The organism is Sorangium aterium (genome assembly GCF_028368935.1).
GTDB classification, from domain to species: domain Bacteria; phylum Myxococcota_A; class Polyangia; order Polyangiales; family Polyangiaceae; genus Sorangium; species Sorangium atrum.
On sequence record NZ_JAQNDK010000001.1, the window covers coordinates 806,285 to 832,085 of the forward strand.

General features: G+C 70.9%; 22 protein-coding genes. 18 read left to right on the forward strand and 4 right to left on the reverse strand.

Annotated elements, in window-relative coordinates:
* Positions 1-95: 95 nt before the first annotated feature.
* The 14 genes from POL72_RS02815 (at position 96) to POL72_RS02880 (ending at position 14,966) form a co-directional block, all read left to right on the forward strand.
* Positions 96-3,131 (forward strand): TAT-variant-translocated molybdopterin oxidoreductase, encoded by a 3,036-nt coding sequence (locus tag POL72_RS02815; RefSeq protein ID WP_272093433.1) that lies wholly within the window; start codon positions 96-98, stop codon positions 3,129-3,131.
* The gene (nrfD, locus tag POL72_RS02820; protein WP_272093434.1) at positions 3,128-4,474 is read left to right on the forward strand and encodes an NrfD/PsrC family molybdoenzyme membrane anchor subunit; all 1,347 of its coding nucleotides are present in this window, start codon (positions 3,128-3,130) and stop codon (positions 4,472-4,474) included. The genes POL72_RS02815 and nrfD overlap by 4 nt, the downstream gene beginning before the upstream one ends.
* 1 nt (position 4,475) lies before the next feature.
* Entirely contained in the window at positions 4,476-5,009 is a 534-nt protein-coding gene (locus tag POL72_RS02825) for a DUF3341 domain-containing protein (protein WP_272093435.1), read from the forward strand.
* The gene (locus tag POL72_RS02830; protein ID WP_272093436.1) at positions 5,006-5,638 is read left to right on the forward strand and encodes a c-type cytochrome; all 633 of its coding nucleotides are present in this window, start codon (positions 5,006-5,008) and stop codon (positions 5,636-5,638) included. The genes POL72_RS02825 and POL72_RS02830 overlap by 4 nt, the downstream gene beginning before the upstream one ends.
* The gene (locus POL72_RS02835) at positions 5,635-6,822 is read left to right on the forward strand and encodes a hypothetical protein (RefSeq protein ID WP_272093437.1); all 1,188 of its coding nucleotides are present in this window, start codon (positions 5,635-5,637) and stop codon (positions 6,820-6,822) included. Before POL72_RS02830 ends, POL72_RS02835 begins: the two co-directional genes overlap by 4 nt.
* Entirely contained in the window at positions 6,819-7,211 is a 393-nt protein-coding gene (locus POL72_RS02840; RefSeq protein ID WP_272093438.1) for a hypothetical protein, read from the forward strand. Before POL72_RS02835 ends, POL72_RS02840 begins: the two co-directional genes overlap by 4 nt.
* On the forward strand, positions 7,211-8,047 hold the full coding sequence (locus tag POL72_RS02845) for an SCO family protein (protein WP_272093439.1): 837 nt from the start codon (positions 7,211-7,213) through the stop codon (positions 8,045-8,047). The genes POL72_RS02840 and POL72_RS02845 overlap by 1 nt, the downstream gene beginning before the upstream one ends.
* The gene (gene coxB, locus POL72_RS02850) at positions 8,044-9,132 is read left to right on the forward strand and encodes a cytochrome c oxidase subunit II (protein ID WP_272093440.1); all 1,089 of its coding nucleotides are present in this window, start codon (positions 8,044-8,046) and stop codon (positions 9,130-9,132) included. The genes POL72_RS02845 and coxB overlap by 4 nt, the downstream gene beginning before the upstream one ends.
* On the forward strand, positions 9,129-10,787 hold the full coding sequence (locus tag POL72_RS02855) for a cytochrome c oxidase subunit I (protein WP_272093441.1): 1,659 nt from the start codon (positions 9,129-9,131) through the stop codon (positions 10,785-10,787). Before coxB ends, POL72_RS02855 begins: the two co-directional genes overlap by 4 nt.
* Positions 10,762-11,424, forward strand: a complete 663-nt coding sequence (locus POL72_RS02860; RefSeq protein ID WP_272093442.1) for a cytochrome c oxidase subunit 3 — start codon at positions 10,762-10,764, stop codon at positions 11,422-11,424. The genes POL72_RS02855 and POL72_RS02860 overlap by 26 nt, the downstream gene beginning before the upstream one ends.
* Positions 11,425-11,450: 26 nt before the next feature.
* Positions 11,451-11,783 (forward strand): cytochrome C oxidase subunit IV family protein, encoded by a 333-nt coding sequence (locus tag POL72_RS02865; protein ID WP_272093443.1) that lies wholly within the window; start codon positions 11,451-11,453, stop codon positions 11,781-11,783.
* Between the two features lie 337 nt (positions 11,784-12,120).
* Entirely contained in the window at positions 12,121-12,828 is a 708-nt protein-coding gene (locus tag POL72_RS02870) for a hypothetical protein (RefSeq protein WP_272093444.1), read from the forward strand.
* A gap of 220 nt (positions 12,829-13,048) precedes the next feature.
* Positions 13,049-14,089 (forward strand): hypothetical protein, encoded by a 1,041-nt coding sequence (locus POL72_RS02875; RefSeq protein ID WP_272093445.1) that lies wholly within the window; start codon positions 13,049-13,051, stop codon positions 14,087-14,089.
* 70 nt (positions 14,090-14,159) lie between these two features.
* Positions 14,160-14,966: a ferritin-like domain-containing protein gene (locus POL72_RS02880; RefSeq protein WP_272093446.1), complete on the forward strand. Its 807-nt coding sequence runs from the start codon at positions 14,160-14,162 to the stop codon at positions 14,964-14,966.
* 130 nt (positions 14,967-15,096) lie between these two features.
* On the opposite strand, the gene POL72_RS02885 is transcribed toward POL72_RS02880, so the two are convergent.
* The 3 genes from POL72_RS02885 to POL72_RS02895 all read right to left on the reverse strand — a co-directional run bounded on the left by POL72_RS02885 (position 15,097) and on the right by POL72_RS02895 (position 17,440).
* A complete protein-coding gene (locus POL72_RS02885; protein ID WP_272093447.1) occupies positions 15,097-16,104 on the reverse strand; it encodes a Rieske 2Fe-2S domain-containing protein in 1,008 nt (335 codons plus the stop codon).
* Between the two features lie 56 nt (positions 16,105-16,160).
* Entirely contained in the window at positions 16,161-16,778 is a 618-nt protein-coding gene (locus POL72_RS02890) for a TetR family transcriptional regulator (protein WP_272093448.1), read from the reverse strand.
* Between the two features lie 149 nt (positions 16,779-16,927).
* Complete coding sequence (locus tag POL72_RS02895; RefSeq protein ID WP_272093449.1) at positions 16,928-17,440, reverse strand: GNAT family N-acetyltransferase; 513 nt, start codon at positions 17,438-17,440, stop codon at positions 16,928-16,930.
* A gap of 525 nt (positions 17,441-17,965) precedes the next feature.
* Here POL72_RS02895 and POL72_RS02900 point away from each other — a divergent pair.
* From POL72_RS02900 to POL72_RS02910, 3 genes are all read left to right on the forward strand, one after another.
* On the forward strand, positions 17,966-18,559 hold the full coding sequence (locus POL72_RS02900; protein WP_272093450.1) for a hypothetical protein: 594 nt from the start codon (positions 17,966-17,968) through the stop codon (positions 18,557-18,559).
* A gap of 367 nt (positions 18,560-18,926) precedes the next feature.
* A complete protein-coding gene (locus POL72_RS02905; protein WP_272093451.1) occupies positions 18,927-20,282 on the forward strand; it encodes a hypothetical protein in 1,356 nt (451 codons plus the stop codon).
* Positions 20,283-20,623: 341 nt separating this feature from the next.
* A complete protein-coding gene (locus POL72_RS02910) occupies positions 20,624-22,009 on the forward strand; it encodes an IS4 family transposase (RefSeq protein WP_272093452.1) in 1,386 nt (461 codons plus the stop codon).
* Positions 22,010-22,085: 76 nt separating this feature from the next.
* On the opposite strand, the gene POL72_RS02915 is transcribed toward POL72_RS02910, so the two are convergent.
* The gene (locus POL72_RS02915) at positions 22,086-23,585 is read right to left on the reverse strand and encodes a phytoene desaturase family protein (RefSeq protein ID WP_272095904.1); all 1,500 of its coding nucleotides are present in this window, start codon (positions 23,583-23,585) and stop codon (positions 22,086-22,088) included.
* A 356-nt stretch (positions 23,586-23,941) separates the two neighbouring features.
* On the opposite strand from POL72_RS02915, the gene POL72_RS02920 reads away from it, so the two are divergent.
* Positions 23,942-25,648 carry a protein kinase domain-containing protein gene (locus POL72_RS02920; RefSeq protein ID WP_272093453.1) on the forward strand — a complete coding sequence of 569 codons (1,707 nt, stop codon included), beginning with the start codon at positions 23,942-23,944 and terminating at the stop codon, positions 25,646-25,648.
* Positions 25,649-25,801: the final 153 nt, after the last annotated feature.

Genomic DNA, 25,801 nt, shown 5'->3' on the forward strand with positions numbered 1-25,801 from the left:
TACGAGAGCGCGAGAGGACGAGGGGCCATGGGCGGCCAGCAGCGGAGCGCCGTCAGGGCGGCGGCGCGGATCCAACGATGACCTGAAGAGGGACGATGGCTGATCAGAAACAGATCCCGTGGAGCGCCGCGCTCGACGGCAAGACGGGTAAAGCGTACTGGCGCAGCCTCGCGGAGCTCCTCGAGTCACCAGAGCTCGTCGAAGCCGCGGCGCGGGAGCTCCCGCCAGGCGTGGGCGATCCGGCCGCGATGAGCCGGCGGCGCTGGCTCGAGCTCCTCGGCGCGGGCATGGCGCTCGCCGGCGTGTCCGGGTGCAGATCGAGGGCTGGGGACAACATCGTCCCTTACGTGACGACGCCGCCCGAGGTGACGCCGGGCGTGCTCCGGTATTACGCCACCAGCCTGGATCTCGACGGGTTCGCGACGGGCGTCCTCGTCGAGAGCCACGAGGGGCGGCCGACGAAGGTCGAGGGCAATCCGCAGCACCCGGCGAGCCTCGGCTCGACCGGCGTCTACGAGCAGGCGTCGGTGCTCGGCCTCTACGATCAGCACCGCGCGCGCGCGGCGCGCCGCGGCGCGGCCCCGGCGACGTGGCGCGCGTTCGTCCAGCAGTTCGAGGGCGCCCGGAGCGATCGCGGCGCCGGGCTCCGGTTCGTCCTTCGGCCCACCGGCTCTCCGCTCCTCCTCGACCTCATCGGCCGCGTCCAGGCGCGCTATCCGGCGGCCCGGTTCACGTTCTACGCGCCCGCTCGGTCGGCGCACCCGGCGCGCGGGGCCGAGCTCGCCTTCGGCGCTCCGCTCCAGGCGCAGTACGACTTCCGGACAGCCGACGTCATCCTCGCGCTCGACGCCGACTTCCTCGCGTCGATGCCGTTCAGCGTGCGGTATGCGCGCCAGTTCGCGGAGCGCAGGCGCGTCGGCTCGCCGACAGGCACCATGAACCGGCTCTATGTGATCGAGCCCGGGCTGACCCCGACGGGGAGCATGGCCGATCACCGCCTGCGCAAGCGGCCGAGCGACGTGCCGGCGATCGCCGCGGCGATCGCGGCCGAGCTGCTCCTGATCGAGGGCGCTCGCCCGGGGCTGATCCCTCCCCAGGCGCTCGGCGCGCTCGATCCGCTCCGGGCGCGGGTCAGCGAGGCGGAGCGGCGCTTCGCCCGGGCGGTGGCGCGCGACCTCGCGCGCGGGGGCGCGGCGAGCGTCGTCGTCGCGGGGGAGCGGCAGCCTCCCGGGGTGCACGCGCTCGCGCACCTCATGAACGCGGCGCTCCGCAACGACCGCGCGGCGTGGACCACCGCGGGGACCTTGATCACGGCAGGCGCCGCCGAGCAGGACCTCACGGCGCTCGCCGAGGAGCTCCGCCGCGGCGCCGTCGATACCCTCGTGCTCCTCGAGAACAACGTGGTTTACACGGCGCCCGCGGATCTCGAGCTCGCGGCGCTGCTCCGCGCCGTCCCGAGCCGGGTCTACCTCGGGCTCTACGAGGACGAGACCGCCGCGGGCTGCGACTGGTTCGTGCCCGCAGCGCACGATCTCGAGGCCTGGGGAGACGCGCGCGCGTACGACGGCACGAGCTCGCTGATCCAGCCGCTCATCGAGCCCCTCTTCCAGGGCAGGACCGCCGCCGAGGTGCTCGCGGTGTTCGCGGGCGAGACGCAGAAGAGCGCGCGCGACCTCCTGCGCGACGCCTGGGCCGCGCGCCGGGGCGGCGCCGACTTCGATGCGTTCTGGGAGGACGCGCTCCGGCGCGGGCTCGTCGAGGGCACCGCGGCCCCGCGCGAGGACGCCACGCTGCGGCTCGACGGGGTGACCGCGGCGCTCGCGCAGCTCTCGGCGGCGGCCCCGCCGAGGGCGGACGCCATCGAAATCGCCTTCTCGGCCGACGCGAGCGTCTATGACGGCCGGTTCGCCAACAACCCGTGGCTCCTCGAGCTGCCCGATCCCATGACCAAGCTCACCTGGGACAACGCAGCGCTGCTCAGCCCGGCGACGGCGAAGGCGCTCGGCGTCGAGAGCGAGGATGTGGTCAATCTCGAGCTCGGGGGGCGGACGATCTCGATACCGGTCCTCGTCGCGCCGGGGCACGCCGACGGCACGGTGTCGCTCGCGCTCGGTTACGGGCGCAGCGGCGCCGAGTCGATCGCCGCGGGGGTGGGGTCCGACGCGTACCGGCTCCGCACCGCGGCTGCGCCCTTCTTCGCGGCAGGCGCCTCGGTGACGAAGCGGCCGGACCAGAAGCACAAGCTCGCCCTGACGCAGCGGCACTGGAGCCTGGAGGGGCGCCCCATAGCGCTCTCGGTCCCCCTCGCCGTCTACCGCGAGCGCCCCGACTTCACGGAGCCGCTCAAGGGGCCACAGCCGTCCCTCATGCCCCCGACGCCTCCCCCCGGGGCGCCGAAGGACCAATGGGCCATGACGATCGATCTCACGATCTGCACCGGCTGCAGCGCGTGCGTCACCGCGTGCCAGGCAGAGAACAACGTCGTCGTGGTGGGCAAGGAGGAGGTCCTGAACAGCCGCGAGATGCACTGGCTCCGCATCGACACGTACGTGGTGGACAACCCGCGAGACCCGAGCGACCCGGCCGTCGTCCACCAGCCCATGCTGTGCCAGCACTGCGAGAAGGCGCCGTGCGAGTACGTGTGTCCCGTGAACGCGACGACGCACAGCCCCGACGGGCTCAACGAGATGACGTACAACCGCTGCGTCGGGACACGGTTCTGCTCGAACAACTGCCCGTACAAGGTCCGCCGCTTCAACTGGTTCGATTACGGCGAGCTCCGCGCGTACAACACGGGGCTCACGAAGCTCCAGCGCAACCCCGACGTGACGGTGCGGGAGCGCGGCGTCATGGAGAAGTGCACCTATTGCGTCCAGCGGATCCGCCGGGCGGAGATCGCCGCGCGGGTGGAAGACCGCGCGATCCGCCCCGGAGAGGTCGTCACCGCGTGCCAGCAGGCCTGTCCGACGCAGGCGATCCAGTTCGGCTCCCTCGCGCACGGAGAGACGGCGATGGTGGCGTGGCGGGGCGAGCCGCGGAGCTACGCGGTGCTCCACGACCAGGGCACCCGGCCGAGGACGATGTACCTCGCGCGCGTCGACAACAAGAACCCGGAGCTCGACGAGCCGTGACGGAGCCCCTCATCCTCGGCCGGCCAACCGACGAGGAGCTCTCCGAAGAGCTCCTGTCGGTCGTCTGGAAGCCGCGTTCCAGGCTGTGGTGGGCGGCGTTCGCCCTGACCGGCGCCGGGACGGTCGTGCTCGCGCTCGCCGTCCTCTACACCGTCACCACCGGCATCGGTGTCTGGGGAAACAACATCCCGGTGGGCTGGGCGTTCGGGATCATCAACTTCGTGTTCTGGATCGGCATCGGCCACGCGGGGACGTTCATCTCCGCGATCCTGCTCCTCCTGGAGCAGCGCTGGCGCACGAGCATCAACCGGTTCGCCGAGGCGATGACCCTCTTCGCCGTCATCCAGGCGGGCATCTTTCCGCTCCTGCACCTCGGCCGGCCGTGGTTCGCCTACTGGCTCGTCCCCTACCCCGCGACCCTGCGGGTATGGCCCCAGTTCAAGAGCGCGCTGCCGTGGGACGCCGCGGCCGTGTTCACGTACTTCACGGTCTCTCTCGTCTTCTGGTACATCGGGCTCATCCCCGACTTCGCGGCCCTCCGCGACCGGGCGCCCAACCGCCTCCGCCGGGTCGTCTACGGCGTCCTGTCGCTCGGCTGGCGCGGCTCCGCTGTCACCTTTCGTCACTACCGGCTGCTCTACGGGTTGCTCGCCGGGCTCGCGACGCCGCTCGTGCTCTCGGTGCACTCGATCGTGAGCACCGATTTCGCGATGGCGCTCGTCCCGGGCTGGCACTCGACCATCTTCCCCCCGTTCTTCGTCGCCGGGGCCATCTTCTCCGGGTTCGCGATGGTGCTGACGCTGCTCATCCCGGCGCGCCGCATCTTCCACCTGGGGAACGTCGTCACCCAGCGGCACATCGACAACCTGAGCAAGCTGGCGCTCGTCACCGCCTGGATCGTCATCTACTCGTACATCATCGAGCTCTTCGCCGCCTGGTACAGCGGGTCGGAATACGAGATCTACCAGTTCTTCGTCGCGCGCCCCGCCGGGCCGAACGCCGCGATCTTCTGGGCGCAGATGATCTGCAACGTGCTCGTCCCCCAGCTGCTCTGGTTCCCGCGGGTCCGGAGGAACATGCCCTTGCTCTGGATCATCTCCATCCTCCTGAACGTCGGGATGTGGTCCGAGCGGTTCGTGATCATCGTCATGGGGCTGCAGCGCGAGTTCATCCCGTCGGCGTGGCACGCCTACCACCCGACGTACGTCGATATCTCGATGTTCATCGGGACGATCTGCTTCTTCCTGCTGCTCGTCCTGATCTTCCTCCGCCTCTTCCCGTTCATCCCCGTGGCCGAGGTCAAGGAGCTGAACCACGAGCTCAGCCACAAGGAGGATCACTGAGATGAGGAGAGGACTGCTCGCCGAGTTCGAGACGCCCGAGGCGATGCTCCGGGCGATCGCGGAGCTCAGGAGCCGGGGATACCGGCGGCTCGACGCGTTCACGCCGTACCCGATCCACGGCATCGACGAGGCGCTCGGGCTCCGCCGCTCGCCGCTCAACTGGATCATCCTGCCCTTGGCGCTCGCGGGCACCGCGGGCGGCTACCTCGTCCAGTGGTTTTGCAATGCGTACGACTACCCGCTCATCGTGGGCGGGCGGCCGGCGCACGCGGCCCTGGCCTTCATACCTATCACCTTCGAGATGATGGTGCTCTCGTCCGCCCTCACCGGGTTCGTCGTGCTGCTCGTCCTCGCCCGGCTGCCCGAGCTCTGGCACCCGGTGTTCGACGTCCCCGGGTTCGAGCGCGCGTCCATCGATCGGTTCTGGGTCGGCATCGACGCCCGCGATCCAGCGCTCATCAGCCCCATCACCGAGCGAGATCTCACCGAGCTCGGCGCCGTCACGGTGGCCTGGGCCGGAAAGGAGCGCTCATGACGCGCGGATGGCTCCTCTCGCTCTCCTGCCTGGCCGCGGCGCTCTGCCTCTCGTGCACGCCGGTGACCACGGCCGACGCCGAGCCCGGCGACGCTGACCTGCTGGATCTCGAGCGCATGCTCCGCCAGCGGCGCTTCGCGCCCTACCAGCCGACAGACCTCTTCGACGACGGCTCGGTCATGCGCCCCCCGCCGGCGGGCGCCGTGCCGAACGACCGCGTGACCGGCGATCCCGGGCTCACCCACGGGTTCACGGGTGAAACGTACGTGGCGCGCATCCCGGTCCCGGTGACCATCGAGCTGCTCCAGTACGGGAAGGAGCGCTTCGAGATCCACTGCGCCGCCTGCCACGGGGTCGCCGGAGATGGAGAGTCGGAGGTCGCGCGCAACATGACGCTGCGGCGCCCGCCGTCCCTCGTCGACACGCGCGTGCAGGCGTTCCCGCCCGGCCGCATCTACCGGGTCATCGTCGAGGGCTACGGCCTCATGCGCTCGTACGAGACGCAGGTCCCGCTGATGGAGCGCTGGGCGATCGTGGCCTATGTGAAGGCACTCGGGAAGAGCCGCGCCACCGCGCTCGACGCGCTCCCCCCGCCCCTCCGCGAGCGCGCCCGGAAGGAGCTCCAGTGAACCGGCGATTCCCCATCTTCCGGGGCGGCCGCGCGATCGTGTCGAGGTCCCTCGGCCTCGCGCTCCTCGGCGCCCTGCTCCTCGTCGTCGGCGCGTTCGTCGACCGGGAGCGGCTCTTCTACGCCTACCTCGCGGCCTACGCCTTCGCCGTGACCACGGCGGTCGGGGCGCTCCTGTTTCTCATGATCTGCCACGCCATGGCCGCGACATGGCCGGTGGCCGTCCGCCGCCTCGCGGAGGCGATCGTCGGGACGCTGCCGCTCCTCTGCGCGCTGTTCGTCCCGCTCCTGTTCGGCCTCGGCGCGCTCTACGGGGAGTGGCTCCGCCCCGAGTCGATCGCCGACGAGCACGTCCGATCCATCGTGCTCCACAAGACGCCTTACCTGAACCTCCCCTTCTTCCTCGTGAGGACGGGGATCTACTTCACGGTGTGGCTCGTCTTCGGCGCCCTGCTCCGGCGCGGCTCGATCCAGGGCGACGCGACCCCGGCGCTCGCGGACAGCCGGCGTCTCCGCGTGATCAGCGTCGCCGGCCTCCCGCCCGTCGCGCTCACGCTCTCGTTCGCGGCCTTCGACTGGCTCATGTCCCTCGCGCCGACGTGGGTGTCGACGATGTTCCCCGTCTACGTGTTCGCCGGCGGCTTCGTCGCGGCGATCGCGCTGCTCACGGTGCTCGCGTTCGCCGCCGAGCGCGCCGGGCTCCTGCCCGGGCTGAACGCGTCGCACTACTACGCGCTCGGCCGGCTCCTCCTCGCGTTCACCATCTTCTGGGCCTACGCCGCGTTCTTCCAGCTCCTGCTGATATGGATCGCGAACAGGCCCGAAGAGGTGGAGTTCTACGTCCTCCGCTCCCACGGCCCGTGGGCGGTCGTGTCCGTCGTCCTCGTGCTCACGCGGTTCGTGATCCCCTTCGTGATCCTGCTCAACTACAGGATCAAGCGGCGCCCGGCCTGGCTGTCGGCCGTCGCCGCCTGGATCTTCGTCGCGCACTACCTCGACATGCACTGGCTCGTCGCGCCCGAGGCCCCCGGCGCTCGCGCGCCGTTCCACTGGCTCGACGCGGCGGCGCTCCTCGCCGTGGTCGGCTCGTGCGTCGCGTTCACCGTGCTGCGGGCGCGCGGCAAGCCGCTCGTCCCCGTCAACGACCCGGCGCTGCCGGCCGCCTTCCGCTACGAGAGCGTATGACGTCCAACTATCGCCGTCCCGACGTGCACCAGGAAGAGGATGTCGTCCAGTGGAAGATGATCCTCGCCGTCGCGTTCGCCATCGTCGTGATCTTCATCGTCCTGGGCCTCTGGGCCTGGATGCTCATGCGCGGGCGCGAGGCGGAGCTCCGCCCCGCGGGGAAGGGCGCCGAGCGTGCCCGTGAGATCTCCCTGCCGCGCGACGAGGTGGCCGGGGTGGATCAGCGCATCTTCCGGCGCGAGGCGATGGGCGAAGAGGGCATCGGCACGGCGCTGAACCGCCGGAAGCGCGAGGAGCTCGGCCGCTTCGGCTGGGTCGACCAGAGCCGCGGGCTCGCGCAGATCCCGATCGAGGACGCGATGAATCTCGTCGTGGAGGAGAGCCGCTGATGAGGATGCACCACCTGTCCACCACGGCGTTTCTCGCGCTCGTGCTCGCGCGCGCGCCGGTCGCGGCCGCCGCCGAGCCGCCGTCGCTCCCGCCCGCCGCGCGCGAGGCCGACATCGAGGAGCGCCTCGGGAGCGCCATCGACACGGCGCTCCCCTTCACCGACATGGATGGGCGGCGCGCCCCGCTCGCCGAGCACTTCGACGGGCGGCGGCCGGTCCTCCTGGTCCTCGCCTATTACCGCTGTCCGACGCTCTGCGGCCTCGTGCTGCGCGGCCTGGTCGCCGGCATGGCGAAGCTCGATTACCGGCTGGGCGAGGACTACCGCGCGCTCACGGTGAGCTTCGATCCGCGGGACACCCCGGCCACGGCGGCGCGGAAGAGGACAGCCGCGCTGTCGGCCCTCGGCCTGGCCGGCGCGCCGACGCCGGAGACCTGGCCCTTCCTGACCGGCGCGCTGCCCGAGATCCGCGCGCTCGCAGGCGATCTCGGCTTCCGGTTCGCGTACGACCCCCAGACGGAGCAGTACGCGCACCCCGCCGCCGTCTTCGTCCTCACGCCGCAGGGCCGCATCTCGCGGATCCTCTATGGCATCGAGTTCTCCCCCCTCGATCTCCGCCTCTCGCTCCTCGAGGCGAGCCGGGGGCAGATAGGCACCCCGCTCGAGCGCGTGCTCATGACGTGTTATCGCTACGACCCCGCGAGCCGCCGGTACGGCCCTTATGTGGCCGGCTTCCTGAGGCTCGGCGGGGCCGCCATCCTGGCCTGGGTCGCCGCGGTGGTCGCCTTCTTCGGCTGGCAAGGGCGGCAGCGCAGGAGACTGGAGCGCGCGCGATGAACGAGCTGCTGCGCCAGCTGCTCTTCTTGCCCGAGCAGCGCTCCTCGCTGGCCCGCGAGATCGACGGGCTGCACTACTTCGTCATCCTGGTGACGATGGGCGGCGCCGCCCTCATCACGCTCATCGGCGGGTATTTCCTGATCCGCTATCGCCGGCGGCCCCAGGACACGCCGCGGCCGCACCCCGGGGCGTTCGCCCGGCCGGCGCTCTTCCTCGAGACGGTGTCGCTCTTCGCGCTGGGCTTCCTCTTCCTCACGTTCTGGACCATCGGCACGCGCCAGTTCGCCGACCTGCGCACGGCGCCGGACGACGCGCTCGACGTCTATGTCACGGGCAAGCAGTGGATGTGGAAGTTCGGTTATCCGGGGGGAGACAGCGAGATCTCGGTGCTCTACGTCCCCGCGCACAGGCCGGTCCGGCTCATCATGACGTCGCGCGACGTCATCCACAGCTTCTACGTGCCCGCGTTCCGCATCAAGCAGGACGTCATCCCTGGCCGGTACACAACGGCCTGGTTCGAGGCGAACGAGCCCGGCGCTTATCCCATCCTGTGCGCGGAGTTCTGCGGCACGAGCCACTCCGAGATGCGCGGCCAGGTGATCGCGCTCGACCCGGTCGACTACGAGCGCTGGCTCGCGGGCGGCCTGGCGAGCGCCCCGGCGTTCGCGCAGAAGGCCGCCGCCGAGGCGGAGAACGAGCTCGCCGAGGCGGAGCCGACGATGCCGAGCCGCGGCGAGCTCGCCGCCGCGAAGCACGGCTGCCTCCGCTGCCACACCCTCGACGGAACACCGCACGTCGGCCCGAGCTGGGCCGGGCTCTACCGCGCCGTCGTGCCGCTCGAGTCCGGCGGCGAGCGCGTCGCCGACGAGGCCTACATCACGGAGTCGATCATGGATCCGCTCGCCGCGCTGCACCGCGGGTTCCCGCCGGTCATGCCGTCCTACCTCGGACAGATCGCGCCGCCCGACGTCGCCGCGATCATCGAGCTCATGAAATCGATCCGCGACGTCCCTCACGGCCCCGACGTGCCGTGGGACGGCGGGGTCCCCGGGAGCAGCGTCACGCCGGAGGGGGTAACGCCATGATGGCCCACGAGGTCGAGGGGACAGCGCCCGTCCACGGCGCGCACGAGGTCGATTATCTTCGCGCCGGCGCGGGCGTGCGATCGTGGCTGCTCACGACCGATCACAAGCGCATCGGGCTCATGTTTTACGTGCTCGTTGTGCTGATGCTCCTGCTCGGCGGCGCCTTCGCGCTGGTCCTCCGGACCGAGCTCTTGACCCCCGGGCCCACCGTGATCAGCGCGGCGATCTACAACCGCATGTTCACGCTCCACGGCGTGGTCATGGTCTGGCTCTTCATGATCCCGTCGATCCCGAACATCTTCGGGAACTTCGTCCTCCCGATCATGATCGGCGCCAAGGATCTCGCCTTCCCGCGCCTCAACCTGGCGAGCCTCTACGTCTACGCGATCGGCGCCGTCGTCACGCTGGCGGCGACGATCGCCGGGGGCGCCGACACCGGCTGGACGTTCTACCCGCCGTACAGCACGACCACGCCCGCGGGCGTCCTTCCGGTCGTGATCGGCATCTTCATCCTCGGCGTCTCGTCGATCATGACGGCGGTGAACTTCATCGCCACGACCCACACGATGCGGGCCCGCGGGATCAGCTGGGGGCGAGTGCCGCTCTTCGTGTGGGCCATCTACAGCACGAGCATCATCATGCTGCTCGCGACGCCCGTCCTCGGCCTGACGATCCTGCTCGTCGGGCTGGACCACGTCTACCATTTCGGCGTCTTCGATCCGACGCTCGGCGGCGATCCCGTGCTGTTCCAGCACCTGTTCTGGTTCTACTCCCACCCTGCCGTCTACATCATGGTGCTCCCGGCGCTCGGGGTCATCAGCGAGGTGGTCTGCACCTTCGCGCAGCGGCAGCCGGCGTCCTACTGGGCGATCGCCCTCTCGTCGTTCGGCATCGCGCTGATCGGGTTCGCGGGGTGGGGGCACCACATGTTCGTGGCCGGGATGAGCGAGCTCGACGCCGGGATCTTCGGCGCGTTCTCGATGTTCATCGCCATCTTCTCCGCCATCAAGGTCTTCACCTGGGTGGCGACGCTGCACAGGGGGGCCATCCAGTTCAACACCCCGATGCTCTATTTCTTCTGGTTCCTGTTCCTCTTCGTCTTCGGCGGCATGACGGGCGTCGCCGTGGCCACGCAGTCGCTCGACGTCCACTGGCACGACACCTATTTCGTCGTCGCCCACTTCCATTTCATCATGGTGGGCGGCACGCTCACCGCGTTCCTCGCGGCGGCGCACTACTGGTTCCCCAAGATGTTCGGCCGCGCCTACTCGGAGCCGATGGGGCTGCTCACGTCGTTCGGGGTGTTCCTTGGGTTCATCCTGACGTTCCTCCCCCAGTTCCTGGCGGGCAACGCCGGGATGCCGCGCCGCTATTACAGCTATCCGGCGCAGTACCAGTGGCTGAACGTCCTCTCGACGGGCGGGGCCTACCTGCTCGCGGGCGCGCTCGTGCTCGCGCTGCTCAACCTCCTCATCGCCCTGCGCTGGGGGCCGCGCGCCAGCGCCAATCCATGGAGGTCCCGGAGCTACGAGTGGATGACGCCGCCCATCCCGCCGGAGCACAACTTCCCCGTGACGCCGGTCATCGATCGCGGCCCGTACGATTACCACCTGACCGAAGAGGAAGCCCATGCCCGAGTCTCAACCGCCCGCTGAGCAGCTCGCGCCGGCGCGGCTGGCCATGCAGTTCGAGGATCTCGAGAAGCAGACCCACGCCGCGCATTTCGGCATGTGGATCTTCCTCGCCAGCGAGGTCCTGCTCTTCGCCGGGCTCTTCGCCCTCTACGCCTCCTACCGCGCGGTCTTCGGTCACGAGTTCAGCGCCGGCGTCGCGCACAACAACGCCGTCATCGGGACCTCGAACACAGCGATCCTCCTGACGAGCAGCCTGCTCGTCGCGCTGAGCGTCTACGCCGTGCGCCTCGACCGGCCCACGATGGCCGGCCGCCTCCTGCTCGGCGCCATCGCGCTCGGCCTCGCCTTCCTCGTGCTGAAGGGCGTCGAGTACACCCAGCACTTCCACGAGGGGATCTTCCCCGGCTCGGCCTACCGCTTCGAGGAGCTCCCGCAGGCCGGCGCGAAGATGTTCTTCACCCTCTACTTCCTGACGACCGGGCTCCACGCGATCCACGTCACGGCGGGGCTCGTGGTCCTCGGCTGGCTCACGTGGGGGTGCTTCCGGCGCCGGTACGGCGCGGGCAACGACACGCACATCGAGCTCGGCGGCCTCTACTGGCACCTGGTCGACGTGATCTGGATATTCCTCTGGCCGATGCTCTACCTGATGCACTGATGCACCGCTAACGGCACGTTGCGCCCATGACCGTCAAGCACCTCTCCTCGCGGACCTACGTGATCGTCTGGCTCCTCCTGATGGGGCTGACGCTCGCCTCCTACCTGCTCTCGCTGGCCCACCTCGGCGAGGCCGACGTCGTCGCGGCGCTGCTCATCGCCACGGTGAAGACGCTGCTCGTGCTGCTCTTCTTCATGCACCTCATCGAGCAGCGCTTCACGAACGCCCTCCCCATGATCGTGGCGGCGCTCCTCGTCGGCCTGATGCTCACGATGATGCTCAGCGACGTGACGAGCCGCCAGGCGATCTTGCAGCGGCCGATCCCGCTGCCCCGGCCGCCCGCGGCCACGCCCCGATGACGGCCGCGCCCCGGTGATCGGTCCGTCGCGCGAGCGCGCCCGCCGGCGCGGGGCGTAGCGCGCCGTCGTCGCGCGGCGACGGGGGCTCGCCCGCGTCGCGATGGCCGCGCGGCGCCGTCGCGCGTCGCGATGGACGCGCGGTCGAGCTCGTCCGGGCGACGCAGGAGCTCGGCTGTCGTCGGAGGGCGCGCGACGCCGATCTCACCGCATCGGGCGCCGCTCACATGGCCTATCCGCCGCCCTGTTTCAGGCCTACAAACACGTGCTCTCGGTGCCGCGCGACGGCCCTGCGGAAGGGTGTCTGCGCCTCCGGCATTGAACGTTCGTAGGAGCGATCATGAAGAGGTGGATTGGGCGGGCCGCGGTCCTGTGCGGCCTCGCCGCGGCCGCGTGCACGGCCGGCCCCGCGGACGCGCCGTGGCTCGCGGACGGGGACGGGTCTCTTTCGCTGGACTGGGCGGCGGCCTCTCCGACGGCGTTCCGCGGCGCCCCCGGGAACGTCGACCCGAGCGCGCCGTGCTCCGCGCGGGTCCTCTTCACGGAGGCCTTCGCGGACAACGCGACCCGGTGGAGCCTCGCGGCGGGGTGGGAGATCGGGCCGGCGAGGGCGTCGAGCGACCAGCGCGCGGGGTTCCCCGATCCGGCGAGCGATCACACCGAGGCCGGCGACAACGGCGTGGCGGGCGTGGTGCTCGGCGGCAGCCCGAGCGTCACCGCGCCGCACCCGCAGCGCTACCTGACGAGCCCCGCCGTCGACGTGCTCGTGAGCGGGCGAGTCACGCTGTCGTTCTGGCGATGGCTGAACACGACCTACCGCAACAAGGCGCGCGTCGAGGTCTTCGACGGATCGCGCTGGCGGATCGTCTACGAGTCTCCGCACGACGATGTCACCGAGTCCGGATGGAAGCGCGTCACCTACGACCTCACGCCCTACAAGAGCTCGAGCTTGCGGGTGCGGTTCGGCTACAGCGCCGTCATCGCCTTCGGCGGCGCGCCCATGTCGGGCTGGAACATCGACGACGTGCAGATCAGCGCCTGCCGCTGAATCGGCTCATGGCCCGAGCGGGAGAGCGCTCGCGGGCTCCCGCGAGCGCTGTGAAAAGACACACCCAGGGCGTTATTCTCCTTTCCTGACGACAATTTTCGCTCCCGGGTCCGCCATGGCTCGCCCTGGCACCTCGCTTGCTCAACCCAGCCTCGGAGCGCGCGAGGACGTAACCCTGCGCCAACCTGTGCCAAAAGAAAGGACGGATCGAACCATGGCCATGCAGAAGAAGCGAAAGGTGCTGAAGGCGCCGTTCATCGTCACCGTCGCCGCGGCGGCCTCGCTCGCGGGCGCGGTGGCCCTGCCGGGGTGCAATCCCACGGTGACGAGCGGCGGCTGCCCCGAGTCGGCGCCGGAGGTCGGATCGAGCTGCGAGGAGGACGGTCTTAGGTGCAACTATGGTAAGGAGACGTGCGGCCTCCCGATCGACAGCACGTGTGAGAGCGGGGAGTGGTATGAGGAACCCACGGTGGCCTGCAACCCGCCGGAGCCACCGGCGTGCCCCGCGGAGGTGCCGGAGGCCGGCAGCGCCTGCGACCAGCCCGGGAAGAGCTGCAACTACGACACCACCGGTTGCCCCTCGGTGGTGACGTGCGGTGACGACGCCACGTGGTCCGACCCGATCTCACCGGCCTGCAACCCGCCGCCGCCGGTGTGCCCGGTGGAGATGCCGAAGGCCGGTAGCGCCTGCGCGGAGCCCGGGACGACCTGTAACTATGACGCCACCAGTTGCCCTGCGCTGGTGAGCTGCGGTGACGACGGCACGTGGTCCGAACCGATCTCACCGGCCTGCAACCCGCCGGCGCCGGTGTGCCCCGAGGTGATGCCGACCGACGGGGATCCCTGCGTGGCGGCGGGCGGGCCCTGCCCCTACGAGATGATGACCGGCTGCGGCCCGATGCCGACCCAGGCCGTGTGTGTTCAGCAAAAGGACACCTGGAGCTGGCAGGTAGCCGAGATCTTCTGCAACCCGCCGCCCCCCGACGTCTGTCTCAACGCCGCCACCGAGGACGCGTGCACCAACCTCGGGCCGGCGTGTCGCTGGCTCACGCCAGGCTGCGGCGACGCCTCGACGACCCCCGTGCTGGCCGAGGCGGGCTGCTTCCCGAGCCAGGGTTGCGAGGTCGACGCGGCGTGTCCGAGTGGGACGCGCTGCCAGGAGATCGTCATCAACCCCTGTTACAAGGAGGCCTGTGACGCCTGCGGCTCGACGGTGAAGGTGTGCGCGCCGCCGGGCGGGCGCCCGAGCACGTCGCCGTGAGCGCCTCCAGGGGCGGCGAGCGCCCGTCTCCCGTCTTGCCGCCCCCGGACTGCCCGCCTAGCGTGATCCCATGAAGGACGCCCCCGACGCAGAGCAGGACAGCGCCGCTGACGCAGAGGCGCCGCGCGGGCAGCGCGCCCCCCTCCCGCCCGCGAGCGACGCGGTGCGCGCCGAGTGGGGGCGGCGCGTCGAGGCCGAGTACCGCTCGGCGGCGATCACACAGCACCTCACGCTCTGGCTGATCCAGATGGGCGCGTCGCCGGATCTCATCGACGACGGCCTCCGCATCGTCAAGGACGAGCTCGCGCACGCGCGCCTCAGCCATCGCGTCCACGCCCGCGCGGGCGGCGGCGCCTTGCCGGCGCTCCGCCGCGAGACGCTCGGGCTCAGGAGCAGCGGAGACGAGCCGCTCGAGATGGCCGTCGCCCGGGCGGGCGTGGAGGTGTTCTGCCTGGGGGAGACGGTCGCGGTCCCGCTCTTCAAGGTGCTCCGCGAGGGGTGCACCGTGCCTGTCGCGCGCCGGGCGCTCGACCGCATCCTGCGCGACGAGGTGCGGCACCGCGACTTCGGCTGGACGCTGCTCCGTTACCTGCTCGAGCAGCCGTGCGCGCCGGCCGTGCGGCAGCTGGTCGAGCGCGAGCTCCACTCCATGTTCACGCGGCTGCGCAGGAGCTACATGCCCCCTGGCGGCGCGAAGCGCGCGGCGATCTCGGACGACGACCGCGCCTGGGGCCTGATGCCGACCGCTCGGTACGGCGAGATCCTCGAGCGCGCCGTGGAGCGGGACTACGTCCCTCGCTTCGGCGAGCACGGTCTGGATGCGACCGCCGCGTGGCGCGCGGCGACAGCGCCCGATCGGTCCGCCACGCCCCCCTGAGCCGGACGCTTCCCGTCCGCCGCGCGGCGCCGCAAGACTGCCGCGCCTCGTGCGCCGGACCCCGCCTGCCCTCCCACACAGCGCCGCCAGAGCTCGGTCTTCCAGGCCTGGAGCCTGCGCGGACGGGCCGTCACGCCATCACGCGGATCACCCGCCGCTCCGGCAGGCTCGCTCGCCTCTGCTCCCATTCGCCGCGCGCCGCCGACTCGAGGATGCGGCGCAGGAGCAGCGCTGGTGCGTCCGCCTCGACGTGGTGCTCGCGGAGGGCCCCCGGTTCCGCGCAGGCGAGCTCCGCGCTCTCCAGGAGGATCCGGTCCTGCCGGAGGATCGCCGGCTCTTCCTGGCGAAAACGCACGCGCGCCCCGAAGGGCAACGCCCTCGCGATCATCCACTCCAGGCGGCACCGATCGGGCGCGGTCGGGACGAAGTGCAGGACGATCCGGCGCGAGGGTCCTCCCAGCGAGCGCACCTCGACGCGGTCGGGGAGCTTGAACGAGAGCAGCGTCTGCTGCGACCGCTGCCCGGGCGCGCCGCCGTCCTCGGGGACCGGCCCGCGCAGCGTCATCCCGTCGGGCGTAGACCGCAGCTCGAGGAGCTCCTCGCGCAGGCCGCGGAAGAGCGCGGTGTAGAACTGCCAGTGAGTCCACGGGTGCGCAAACGCTGGATGACACCAGTCGAGGTTGTTCTCCAGGCCTTTGATGGAGGCGCACCCGAGCTCCACCGAGCCCTGATCCCAGCGGTGCGCCGCAAAGCCGTCGATGCTCGGCGCGGGCGGCGGCGCTCCGCCGTGGCTCTCGCCGAGCCAGACCCACACATACCCGTCTTGCTCCGCGCACGGGAACGCGGGGACACCGCACCTCTCGGGGATGCGCCTGCCCCCCGCGAGCGACGGGATGTGCACGCACTCGCCGCCGCCGCTGTATCTCCAGCCGTGGTATCCGCACGCCAGCGCTCCCTGGGTCACGCGCCCGAGAGACAGCTTGACGCCGCGGTGGCAGCAGCGATCCGCGAGCGCGCGGGGACGGCGGCCGCCTCCGCGAAATACGACGATGTCCCGATCGAGGACCCGGACCGCTCGAGGGGCATCCCCGAGCTGCGAGGACGCACAGGCAACATACCAGTACTCCCTGAGGAACATGACCTCACCTCCAGCAAACATTCATGAATGTATGTAATTCGACATAAAAAACGCGCTCAGCGCTGGAGCCCGCGCAGGAACGTCGCGACCATGCGGCGCACGACGGCCCTCGACTCCAGCACCTTCGGGTCCATGAGGTGCAGCGCGGTCGCTCCGTGCACGAGGCTGACGGCCGCGAGGGCGGCAGCCCTCGGGTCGGTGGCGCGGTCGATCTGGCCGGCCGCTATGCCCTTGCGCACGAGGTCGGCGACCATGTCGACCAGGCGGCGCGCGCTCGCGATCTTCTGCTGGAATCCTGGCTCGAGCTCGGGCGTGAGCTCGGTCTTGAACAGCGTGATCGAGAGGACCGCGCGGTACTCCGGATCTTCGTCGAGGTACTCGAGCGATCGCGTGAGCAGGCGCTCGATCGATTCGAGCGGCGAGTACCGGGGCGACAGCGCCTCGGCGAAGACCTCGTTCGCCTTGGCGCAGCGCTCGCCGATCAGCGCCGAGTAGAGCTCCACCTTGCCCTTGAAGTGCCAGTAGACCGCGCCCCGCGTCAGCCCGGCTTCCGCCGCGACGTCCTGCAGCGTCGCCGCCGAGTATCCCCTGCGGCTGAAGACGCGCAGCGCCGCGTCGAGGATCTGCTCGCGGGTCGCCGCTGCTTCCTCCTTCGTCCGTCGCACCCACTTCATATACATTCACAAATGTATGTTAGCAAGCCCGATCGTCACCTGGTCGGCGGCGGATCGCGGAGCGCGCGGGGTGGGGCCGCCGTCGTGACAGGCAAGGCGATCTGGCGGAGAGGACGCGAGATCGGGTCGTGAAGACGCCGGACCCGGGCTCAGGTCGCGAAGACGGCGAACTCGGGGCTGTAGACGACCACGCCTCGGGCGCGCTCGAGCGCACCGTGCGCGAGCTCGATCGCCATGAACGCCTCGTCCGCCGCGTACTCGTTGCCGAGGCCGTACAGGCTTGCCTTCTTGAACCCGAACCGCGCGTAGTACTCGGGCGATCCGAGGACGACGGCGAACGCGAAGCCGGCGTCCCTGCACGCCGCGATCCCTCGTCGCGCCAGCGAAGAGCCGATGCCGCGGCCCTCCAGCCCAGGAGAGACCGCGAGCGGCGCGAGGCCGACGCCTTTGCCGGGGACGCCGTCGCCGGCGATCGTCACGGGGCTGAACAGGACATGTCCGACGATGCCCGTGTCCGTCACCGCGACGAGCGACACGGCCGCGCGCCCCGCATCCCGCAGCCTGTCCACGAGATCCGCCTCGAGCGCCGAGGGAAACGCCGCGAGGTGAACGGCGCGGATCCCCGCTTCATCCCCCGCCCGTTCGGGCCTGACGTCGATCATCGACGCCCCCCTCCAGACAGACGCCCCTCGGCCGATCCGCCCGCGCGAGGGGCAGCGTCCGGCACCGCCCCCCGCCCGCGAGCGGCGTCAAGCGCCAAGGAGGGCGTGGTTATGACAGACCATGTCCGACCGGGTCGACACCTCGATAACGCCGCCGCCTCTCCAGTTCTCCACAGGAGTTCTCCACAGGACATCCCCTGGACAACAGCTGGATTCTGTCGATTACCATCGCCGCGCAAGCCTCTTCTCGTCATGGCCATTCGGGCAGCCTAGCGGAACCCCGCGCCGCAGGGTGAACCGGCGCCAACAAGACAATGCAACTAACTGTAATTACTATAGTTTTTCCATCCACAGGCCCCGCCGTCCGCCCCTGACAGGTTGGGACAATGTCCGTCCGATCGATCCCTTTCCCGACGGGTCGAAGATGACTATCCATGGTAGACATCAAGAACGCGGCGCGACGGCGTGTCTCTCGCATGAGCGTGTAAATGGCGCGCCGGAATGCTTCGTTTTGGAGGAGACTTCATGGAAAAGATCTCGCTCACGTACTTTGTCGACTTCGTTCTCAAGGCCGGGACGCCCAAGCTGACGGGCGTCAGGGAGTTCAAGGAGCGGAAGGACGAGCTCTACACGGACTTTTACAGGCAGGTGCGAGAGGCGATCGTCGACATGCACAGGAGCGGAAAGCCCACCAGCGTGCTCGACGGCTTCCTCGCCGCGCAGCACGACGAGCGGCGCCGCCGCATCTACCCGTCGGTGGTGAACGGATATCGCAAGTTCCTCGCCTCGACGAAGATGACGTGGTTCGAGCCTCCGGCGTCGACGTATCGCCTCGGCGATCTCGAGATCAACGTCAACCCGGAGCTCGGGCTCGTCATCGATGGGACGCCGCATGTCATCAAGATGTATTTCCGCGGGGAGCCCCTGTCGTCCAAGCGCGTCTCGGTCGTGCTGAACCTGCTCATGAACGGGCTCGCAGAGAGCACGCCGGGCGGCGCCTTCGCGGTGCTCGACGTGCGGAACGCCAAGATTCACACCTTCAAGGTGCCGAACCCGCGGCTCAGCTTGCTCCTCCGCGGCGAGGCGGCCTCCTTCGCCACCATCTACACCGGGCTGTGATCGCTGCGCCGCCGAGCGAGGCGGCGCCGCGCAGGCATCGCACCACGTCATCTCCCGGCGTCCACCGAGCCCACGACGCCCACCGCGACGCCCACTGCGACACCGGCGTTGCCGCGCCACGCGCCCTCCGCCGCTCATGCCGGCGGGGGCGCGCGGCGCTCGCGCCCGCCCGGTGCAGGACGCGCACCGGGTGGACGCGGGAGCCGAAAGGTCGATGTCACGACGACGACGCCGTGACGCCATGACGCGACGACGCGACGACGTGACGACGTGATGACGCGACGCCGCAATGAATGGCGCACACGCAATAGGGCTGTAGGAGATCGACGCCTCTGGCCTCATCGCAGAACGTACAAGCAGAGTAAAAATGACCGATTCAGAGAAAGAGAACTACGATCGCTCCGGCAGTTTCGTTTATCCTCGGGCTGCCATGGACCGCCGCGCGCAGATCACCGCAACCCCGCTTCATGTGCCCAGCATTCTTGTGGTCCTTGATCCCGCGTGGCCGGCGCTTTTCAGCCTGTGCCTCGCGGTGGCGCCGGGCTGCGGGGTGCTCCTGCACCGCTGCGATGCGGCCACCGCCGCGACGATCGCCGCCGAGCGGCGGCCGCTCGCGATCCTCCTGTCCAACAGCGTCTACGCAAGGGATCCGGCCGATTTCGAGGCGCTCGCCCGGGACGTCCACTCGACGCTGCTGCGGCTCGACGAGGAGGTCAGCGAGCGAGAGCTCGAAGCGATGCTGAACGGGGCGCTGCGCGAGACGCGCGAGATGAACGCGCAGCGCGATACGGGGCGGCGCGACGAGGGCGGCGGGCGCTACACGATGATCGGGGCGCAGCGCAGCGAGACCTTCGGCTCCAAGGGGTCCTCGGGCGCGGACTCGCGCGCTCCGCTGCGGGCGGGCGCGAGCGCCGATCCCCGCCTCGCGCCGCGGGTCCGCGAGACGTCAACGAGCCACAGCACGCTGCCGCCGCCCTCGGCGCGCTCCGCCGCCCCGCCGTCGGCCCGGGCGCCCCTCGCGAGCCACGCGCTCACGCCGGTGCCCCCGTCGAGCGCGCCGCCGTCATTCCGCTCCCCGCCGTCGGTGCCCTCGGCGCCGCCGCTGGCGCGCACGCAGCCCAGCGCTTACGCGCCGGGCGGGTCGCAATCGACACCGCCGCCCTCCGCCCGCTCGCTCCCGAGCCCTGCGTATGCGCACGCGGAGACCGCCGCGAGCGGCCGCCTGTCGAGCCTGCCCCCGTCGTCGCGCCCCGAGCCCCTGTCGAGCCCGCCCCCGTCGATGCGCTCACAGCTCCTGTCGGGTCCACCTCCGTCGACGCGCGCACAGCCGAGCGCGCCGCCGGTCCCCTCGTCGCGCCCTCTACCCGGGGGCCCTGCGGCGCGCCGGCCCACGCCGATGCCGTCGAGCGGGCAAGCTGGGCCGCCCTCCTCCAGGCGCAGCCTGCCGAGCCCGCCGTCCCTGCGCACGATGGCGAACTCGCCCCCTTCCGTACGCTCCGTCCCGCCCGGCATGCTCCCGGGCGCCGAGCCCCCGCCGTCGATCAAGACGATGGGCCCCCTGTCGGCGCGGATGGCCCCGGCGTCCTCGGTGCGCCCCGAGCTGTCGCCGCGCTCAGGCGTGCGAGAGCGGGGCAGCGAGGAGCTCGACGCCGTGTTCGAGGATCAGAAGCTGCCGCTCGACGCGCTCGCGCGGGGCAACCGCGGCAGCACGACCACGCGCTGAAGCCCGGGCCAGAGCGTTTTCCGCCCACCTCTGACACATGCCGAGCAGAGCGGCATGCCGAGCAGAGCGGCATGCCGAGCAGAGCGGCATGCCGAGCAGAGCGGCATGCCGAGCAGAGCGGCATGCCGAGCAGAGCGGCATGCCGAGCAGAGCGGCATGCCGAGCAGAGCGGCATGCCGAGCAGAGCGGCATGCCGAGCAGAGCGGCATGCCGAGCAGAGCGGCGGTCACCCGCACAGGAGACGGGCCCAGATCGGCGTTTTCGGCGCGCAAGCGCACTCCAGTCTCAGGATCCTACACATCTCGCTTGATGTGTGCTGGGCGACGTGATCAAAGCTGCGGATGGGTTCACCCGCAGCAGAGAACGCGGCCGCACTCGCCGAGGAGATGAGCGACGCGCCCTTCGGCGATGTGCGGCTTTCGAAGCGCCAGAGCAAGCTGGTGCAAAAGCTGGCGCAGGCGCCGGACAAGAGCTTCCCCTCGCTGCTGTCCGACAGCGAGCTGGAGGCTGCGTACCGTTTCTTCGGCAACGACGCCGTCACGCCCGCGGCGATCCTGGCTCCGCATGTGCGCGCCACCCTCGCGCGCATGGAGGCCGAGCCGGTCGTGCTCGCCATCCATGACACCACGACCCTCTCCTTCCGCTCGGACGGCCAGCGGCAGGGGCTCGGCCGGCTGCGCTCCTCGGGGCAGACGTTCTTCGCCCACTTCACCTTGGCCGTCAGCGGCGATGGGGTGCGTCGCCCGCTCGGCGTGCTCGCTCTGAGCACGCACGTGCGCGACGAGGACACGACGGGCAACGAGCACGACCGCTGGGGAGAGCAGGTGGAACAGGTCGCTGCCCTGGGCTGTGCTCCGCACGCCTTGGTGCATGTCATGGACCGCGAGGGCGACGACTACGGCCTGTTCGCGCAGCTGCTGGGCGCAGGGCATCGGTTCGTGATCCGGCTGGCACACAATCGCCTCGTCGAGGCCGCCGCCCTCGGAGAGGAGGCGAAACTTGAGCACGCGCTCGCGCAAGTTCAAGCGGTCGCTGTGCGCGAGGTAGAGCTTTCCCCACGGCCGGCGGGCAACCGTAGCCCTCAACAGAAACGCCTGCATCCCACCCGTGCCGGACGCCTGGCGAAGCTCGCCCTTGGCAGCACGCGCGTGACGCTGCGACGACCCAGATCGCAGCCGCGTGAGCTGCCGGCGACACTCTCGCTTCAGGTCGTGCGTGTCTGGGAGCTCGAGCCGCCGCCGGGCGAAGCGCCGGTCGAGTGGGTGCTGCTCACCAACGAGCCGGTCGAGTCCGGCGAGCAGCTGACGCAGCTGGTCGACTGGTACCGGGCGCGCTGGATGGTGGAGGAATTCTTCAAGGCCCTGAAGACCGGGTGCGCCTACGAGAAGCGCCAGATCGAGGACCTGCACGGCTTGCGCAACGTGCTGGCGCTCTTCGCGCCCATCGCCTGGCAGCTATTGCTGCTGCGCAGCGAGGCTCGGCGCGCTCCGGAGCAGCCCGCGACCGCCGTGCTCACGCCCACCCAGCTCGCGGTGCTGCGGGTCTTCGCGCGCAAGCCCCTGCCCGAGAACGCCACGGCCCGCGATGCCTTCCTGGCGATCGCCGCGCTCGGCGGACACCTCCGGCGAAACGGCGAGCCCGGCTGGCAGACCTTGGGCCGTGGCTACGAGCAGCTCCTCACCCTCGTTCAGGGCTGGAGCGCCGCGAGGGAGGTGGGGGAAATATGATCAATCCTGAGACTCCAGTGCGCTGAGCACCGAAAACGTCGAGATGGGCCCGTATCCGAAGCGGGTGACCGTCGCTCTAGCGGGGGCGGGTGAGCCACGATACGGTGGAGCCCGCGGCGCGCTCGAGCAGATCGCCGGCGATGTCGATCAGCGCGGGCGGAGCGGGCGCGCCGAGGTCGCGGCCGAGATCGACGAGGATGCGGTCGACGCACTCCATCGCGCTCGAGGCGGCGAGATCCATCCCCGCGCCGCGCCCTCCGGCGGCGCGCCCTGCGAGGTACAGCCCCCGCACGGGCGTGTACACCGCCGGCCGCGCGCGGCCGACCTGGCCCGGCGTCTGCGCTGTCCCCGCCGCGATCTCGCCGCCAGGGGCGCACGCCTCTCGACCTCCGTCCGCGGGCGAGCCGTCGATGAAGATCGCCTGGGAGAGCAGGCCGGGCACCGCCGCCGACAGCGCGCGCAAGAGCTCGTCGACCGTCGCGCCGGGTCCACCGCGCGAGGCGCCGCCGCTCCCACCAGGTACGGCGCACGCGCAGAGGAGCTCATGCCCGGGCGGCGCGAGCGACGGGTCGAAGCGCGTCGGCGCGAGGCAGTAGAACGGGAGCGCCGGCGCGCCGGCGCCGCCGGCGAGACCGGCGAGCGCGCCTGCGGCGACGAGGCGCCTGCGCAGCCCGATCTTGACCTCGACCAGCCTCGGCCGCGGCGTGATCGCACGGACGCGCGCCACGTAGGCGTCGGGGAAGTGCGGCTCGCCGACGAGGCCCGAGACCGTGCGCAGGAGCCCGGCCGCGCTCACCACGATCCGCGCGGGGAGCGCCGTTCCGTCCTCGAGCTCGACGCCGCGCACCCGACGATCGCGCACCAGCACGCGGCGCACGGTCGTTCCCGTCCACACGGCGGCGCCGAGCTCCCGGGCCAGGCGGCAGAAGACCTCGGGGATCCGCGACCCGCCGCCCTCGGGATAACGCTGCCGGCCGGCGCGGGCGAGCCGGCGCAAGGAGAACAGCGCCTCGCCCGCCGATGCCTCGGTTCCTGGCAGCAGCAGCGGCAGGCCAAGCAGCCCGCCGAGCCGAGCGGCGGCCGCGGCGCGCGGGATGAAGCGGGCCACGTACGCCTCGGCCGTCACGTCGTCGCACGCCGCCAGATCGACGTCGCGCATCGCCCCCGCGTGCGCGAAGAGACGCGCAGCGCCCGCGGCCTCCAGCGGCGTGAGGTCGAGGCCGCGCGCGAGATCCAGGGCGGCCCCAGGGAGCCGGAGGAGATCGGCCTGCAGGACGACGCGGCGAGCGCGCGCTGCCCCGGCGCGGGCGCCCGCGAAGCAGAGCGCGGCCGGCTCGTCGTCCTGCCGGAAGGTGATCGCGTCGCCCTGGCCCACGCGGCGGAGCACGTCGCCGAGCGGGCCCTGCTCGCCACAGCCGAGCATGTGCGTGGCTGTGTCGACACGGAACCCGTCCCTCTCGTAAGCAGCAGAGGAGCCGCCCAGGCGGCGCTCCCTCTCGACGAGCAGGGTCGGGATGCCGGCGTGCGCAAGGAGGAGCGCCGCGGCAGCACCGCCGACGCCAGACCCGATCACCACTGCGCGCAAGGGAGCCTCGTCCATGACGTCACGAGAACATATCGCGGAGCGCCCCCGCGCGGCGCGCGCCGCACCGCCGGCAATCACGCGGAAACCGCGCTGGAATCACGTGAGGAGACGCGAGGAGACGCGAGGAGACCTGAGGAGGCGCGAGGGGAGGCCGCAGGATGCGAGGAGACGCGTGAGCCACGTAAGAGGACACTGGGCCACGCGAGGAGACACCGGGCTACGCGGAATCACGCAGGGCAAGGCAGCGCAGCACACCGCGACTCGACAAAGCGCCGAGGCGCGCGCCGAGCGTTGACCCTCGAGAGCGGCCCCCCGTAGAGTGTAGCCTTGCAGCCGACGTGCCCGCTATGAAGACCTGCCCGCAGTGCCATCAGCGTTACCCGGCCGACAGCGCCTTCTGCTTCATCGACGGCTCGTCGCTCGTCTCCGAGAAGGATCCCCGCATCGGGACGTCGATCGCGGGCCGCTACGTCATCGAGCAGGGCCTCGGGATCGGCGGGATGGCCACGGTCTACAGGGCGTACAACAAGCTGATCGGCACCCCGTGCGCCATCAAGATCCTGAACCGCGAGTTCGCGCAGGACACGACGACGCGGGAGCGCTTCCGGCGCGAGGCGCGGCACGCGCAGCGGCTCGCGCACCCGAACATCATCGAGATCTTCGATCAGGGCGACACCGACGACGGGCTGCCCTTCCTCGTGATGGAGCTGCTCCAGGGGACGAGCCTCGCCGACGTGGTGGAGCGCAGCCGGGTGCCGCTCGCGCGGGCGCTGCCCATCTGGGTGCAGATGGCGCGCGCCCTCGGCCGAGCGCACGACTTCGACGTCGTTCACCGCGATCTCAAGCCGGAGAACGTGTTCCTGCTGAAGGGCGACTGGGTGAAGCTCCTCGACTTCGGCATCGCCCGCTGCGCGCAGGACGCGCGGCTCACCAACCTCGGCGAGATCTTCGGCACACCTCAGTACATGGCGCCCGAGCGCAGCACGACGATCGACGCGGGCCCCCCGGCGGACCTCTACTCGCTCGGGGTCATCATGTTCGAGATGATCACGCAGCGGCTGCCGTTCGACGCGCCGGATCCGGCGAGCTGGATCCTGAAGCACATGAACGAGCAGCCGCCGCACCTCAAGGAGCTGGCCCCGGAGATGCCGGACGCGCTCGACCGCCTCGTCAGCGCCCTGCTGGCGAAGGATCCCTCCGAGCGCCCCGTCGACGCGTACCGCGTGCTCGCGGAGCTCGAGGAGATCGCGGCCGCGAGCCGGATCGCGCTCCCCCCGCCGCCGGAGGCGATGCCGCGCGACTCGGCCGTGCGCTCGAGGGGCGCCGGGCGCGATCCCTGGGTCAGCCGGCTCGATCTGTTCGAGCGGATGACGGCCCGCGCGTTCGGCCCGTCGGCGCCGGCAGACATCCAGCGGCAGCTCGACGCGCTGCGCGGCGTCGTGCGGGAGCACGCCGACCTCCGCTCGAGGGCCCTCGACGAGCAGCGGCGCCTCGAGGGCGTCGCCGAGGAGTGGCGGGACGGCCGGATGCAGATCGGACGGGCGATGGATGCGCTCACGGTTGACGCCTCGCTCACGCGCGACGAGGCCCGATCCTTCCGCGCCAGGGTGGCGCCGCTCAACGCGGCGACGCAGGCGTTCGTCCCCGAGGTGCTGATCGCGCACAAGGAGGCCGTGCGCTGGGAGGGCCGGTGCGGGTTCGCCGAGCCCTACCTCGAGCTCGCCGCCAGCTACCGCAGGCTGGCCGAGCTCGTCGAGGGCTGGTACGCGTCGCGCAAGGCGGACTACGAGGCGGAGAGCGAGGCGATCGCCCGCGAGCACGAGGTGGCCGAGGTGGACGCGCAGATCAAGAAGCTGCGCGAGCGCCTCGAAGAGCTCGACAGGCAGCTCGAGGCGCGGCGCCGGGAGTCCCAGGAGCGCATCGCCGAGATCGGGCGCAGGGTCGATCAGCTCGACGCCGAGCTGCTCCACCTGGCCAGCCGCTTCTGCGCGCCGCTCCGATCGAAGCCGGAGCTCGGCTCGCTCTTCGTGGAGCTCGAGCGGCTCGCCGGCTGACCGCTCCGCTCCGGCGCGCCTCGGGCGCACACCGTGGCGGCGTGTCGCAGGTCGCGGCGCTCCGGCGAGGGCTTCCCTGCGGCGCGCGTGGATCTGGCTCGGACGCGCCCCCGCGGGGCTCGACCCGGCGGCGCGGTATTCCTCCGCCGCCCG

Excerpts from the sequence above, each read along its gene's own strand:
- POL72_RS02815 (WP_272093433.1), top strand. The coding sequence starts at position 96 with ATGGCTGATCAGAAACAGATCCCGTGGAGCGCCGCGCTCGACGGCAAG.
- POL72_RS02825 (WP_272093435.1), top strand. The coding sequence starts at position 4,476 with ATGAGGAGAGGACTGCTCGCCGAGTTCGAGACGCCCGAGGCGATGCTC.
- POL72_RS02830 (WP_272093436.1), top strand. The coding sequence starts at position 5,006 with ATGACGCGCGGATGGCTCCTCTCGCTCTCCTGCCTGGCCGCGGCGCTC.
- POL72_RS02840 (WP_272093438.1), top strand. The coding sequence starts at position 6,819 with ATGACGTCCAACTATCGCCGTCCCGACGTGCACCAGGAAGAGGATGTC.
- POL72_RS02845 (WP_272093439.1), top strand. The coding sequence starts at position 7,211 with ATGAGGATGCACCACCTGTCCACCACGGCGTTTCTCGCGCTCGTGCTC.
- coxB (WP_272093440.1), top strand. The coding sequence starts at position 8,044 with ATGAACGAGCTGCTGCGCCAGCTGCTCTTCTTGCCCGAGCAGCGCTCC.
- POL72_RS02855 (WP_272093441.1), top strand. The coding sequence starts at position 9,129 with ATGATGGCCCACGAGGTCGAGGGGACAGCGCCCGTCCACGGCGCGCAC.
- POL72_RS02860 (WP_272093442.1), top strand. The coding sequence starts at position 10,762 with ATGCCCGAGTCTCAACCGCCCGCTGAGCAGCTCGCGCCGGCGCGGCTG.
- POL72_RS02865 (WP_272093443.1), top strand. The coding sequence starts at position 11,451 with ATGACCGTCAAGCACCTCTCCTCGCGGACCTACGTGATCGTCTGGCTC.
- POL72_RS02870 (WP_272093444.1), top strand. The coding sequence starts at position 12,121 with ATGAAGAGGTGGATTGGGCGGGCCGCGGTCCTGTGCGGCCTCGCCGCG.
- POL72_RS02875 (WP_272093445.1), top strand. The coding sequence starts at position 13,049 with ATGCAGAAGAAGCGAAAGGTGCTGAAGGCGCCGTTCATCGTCACCGTC.
- POL72_RS02880 (WP_272093446.1), top strand. The coding sequence starts at position 14,160 with ATGAAGGACGCCCCCGACGCAGAGCAGGACAGCGCCGCTGACGCAGAG.
- POL72_RS02885 (WP_272093447.1), bottom strand. The coding sequence starts at position 16,104 with ATGTTCCTCAGGGAGTACTGGTATGTTGCCTGTGCGTCCTCGCAGCTC.
- POL72_RS02890 (WP_272093448.1), bottom strand. The coding sequence starts at position 16,778 with ATGAAGTGGGTGCGACGGACGAAGGAGGAAGCAGCGGCGACCCGCGAG.
- POL72_RS02895 (WP_272093449.1), bottom strand. The coding sequence starts at position 17,440 with ATGATCGACGTCAGGCCCGAACGGGCGGGGGATGAAGCGGGGATCCGC.
- POL72_RS02900 (WP_272093450.1), top strand. The coding sequence starts at position 17,966 with ATGGAAAAGATCTCGCTCACGTACTTTGTCGACTTCGTTCTCAAGGCC.
- POL72_RS02905 (WP_272093451.1), top strand. The coding sequence starts at position 18,927 with ATGACCGATTCAGAGAAAGAGAACTACGATCGCTCCGGCAGTTTCGTT.
- POL72_RS02910 (WP_272093452.1), top strand. The coding sequence starts at position 20,624 with ATGGGTTCACCCGCAGCAGAGAACGCGGCCGCACTCGCCGAGGAGATG.
- POL72_RS02920 (WP_272093453.1), top strand. The coding sequence starts at position 23,942 with ATGAAGACCTGCCCGCAGTGCCATCAGCGTTACCCGGCCGACAGCGCC.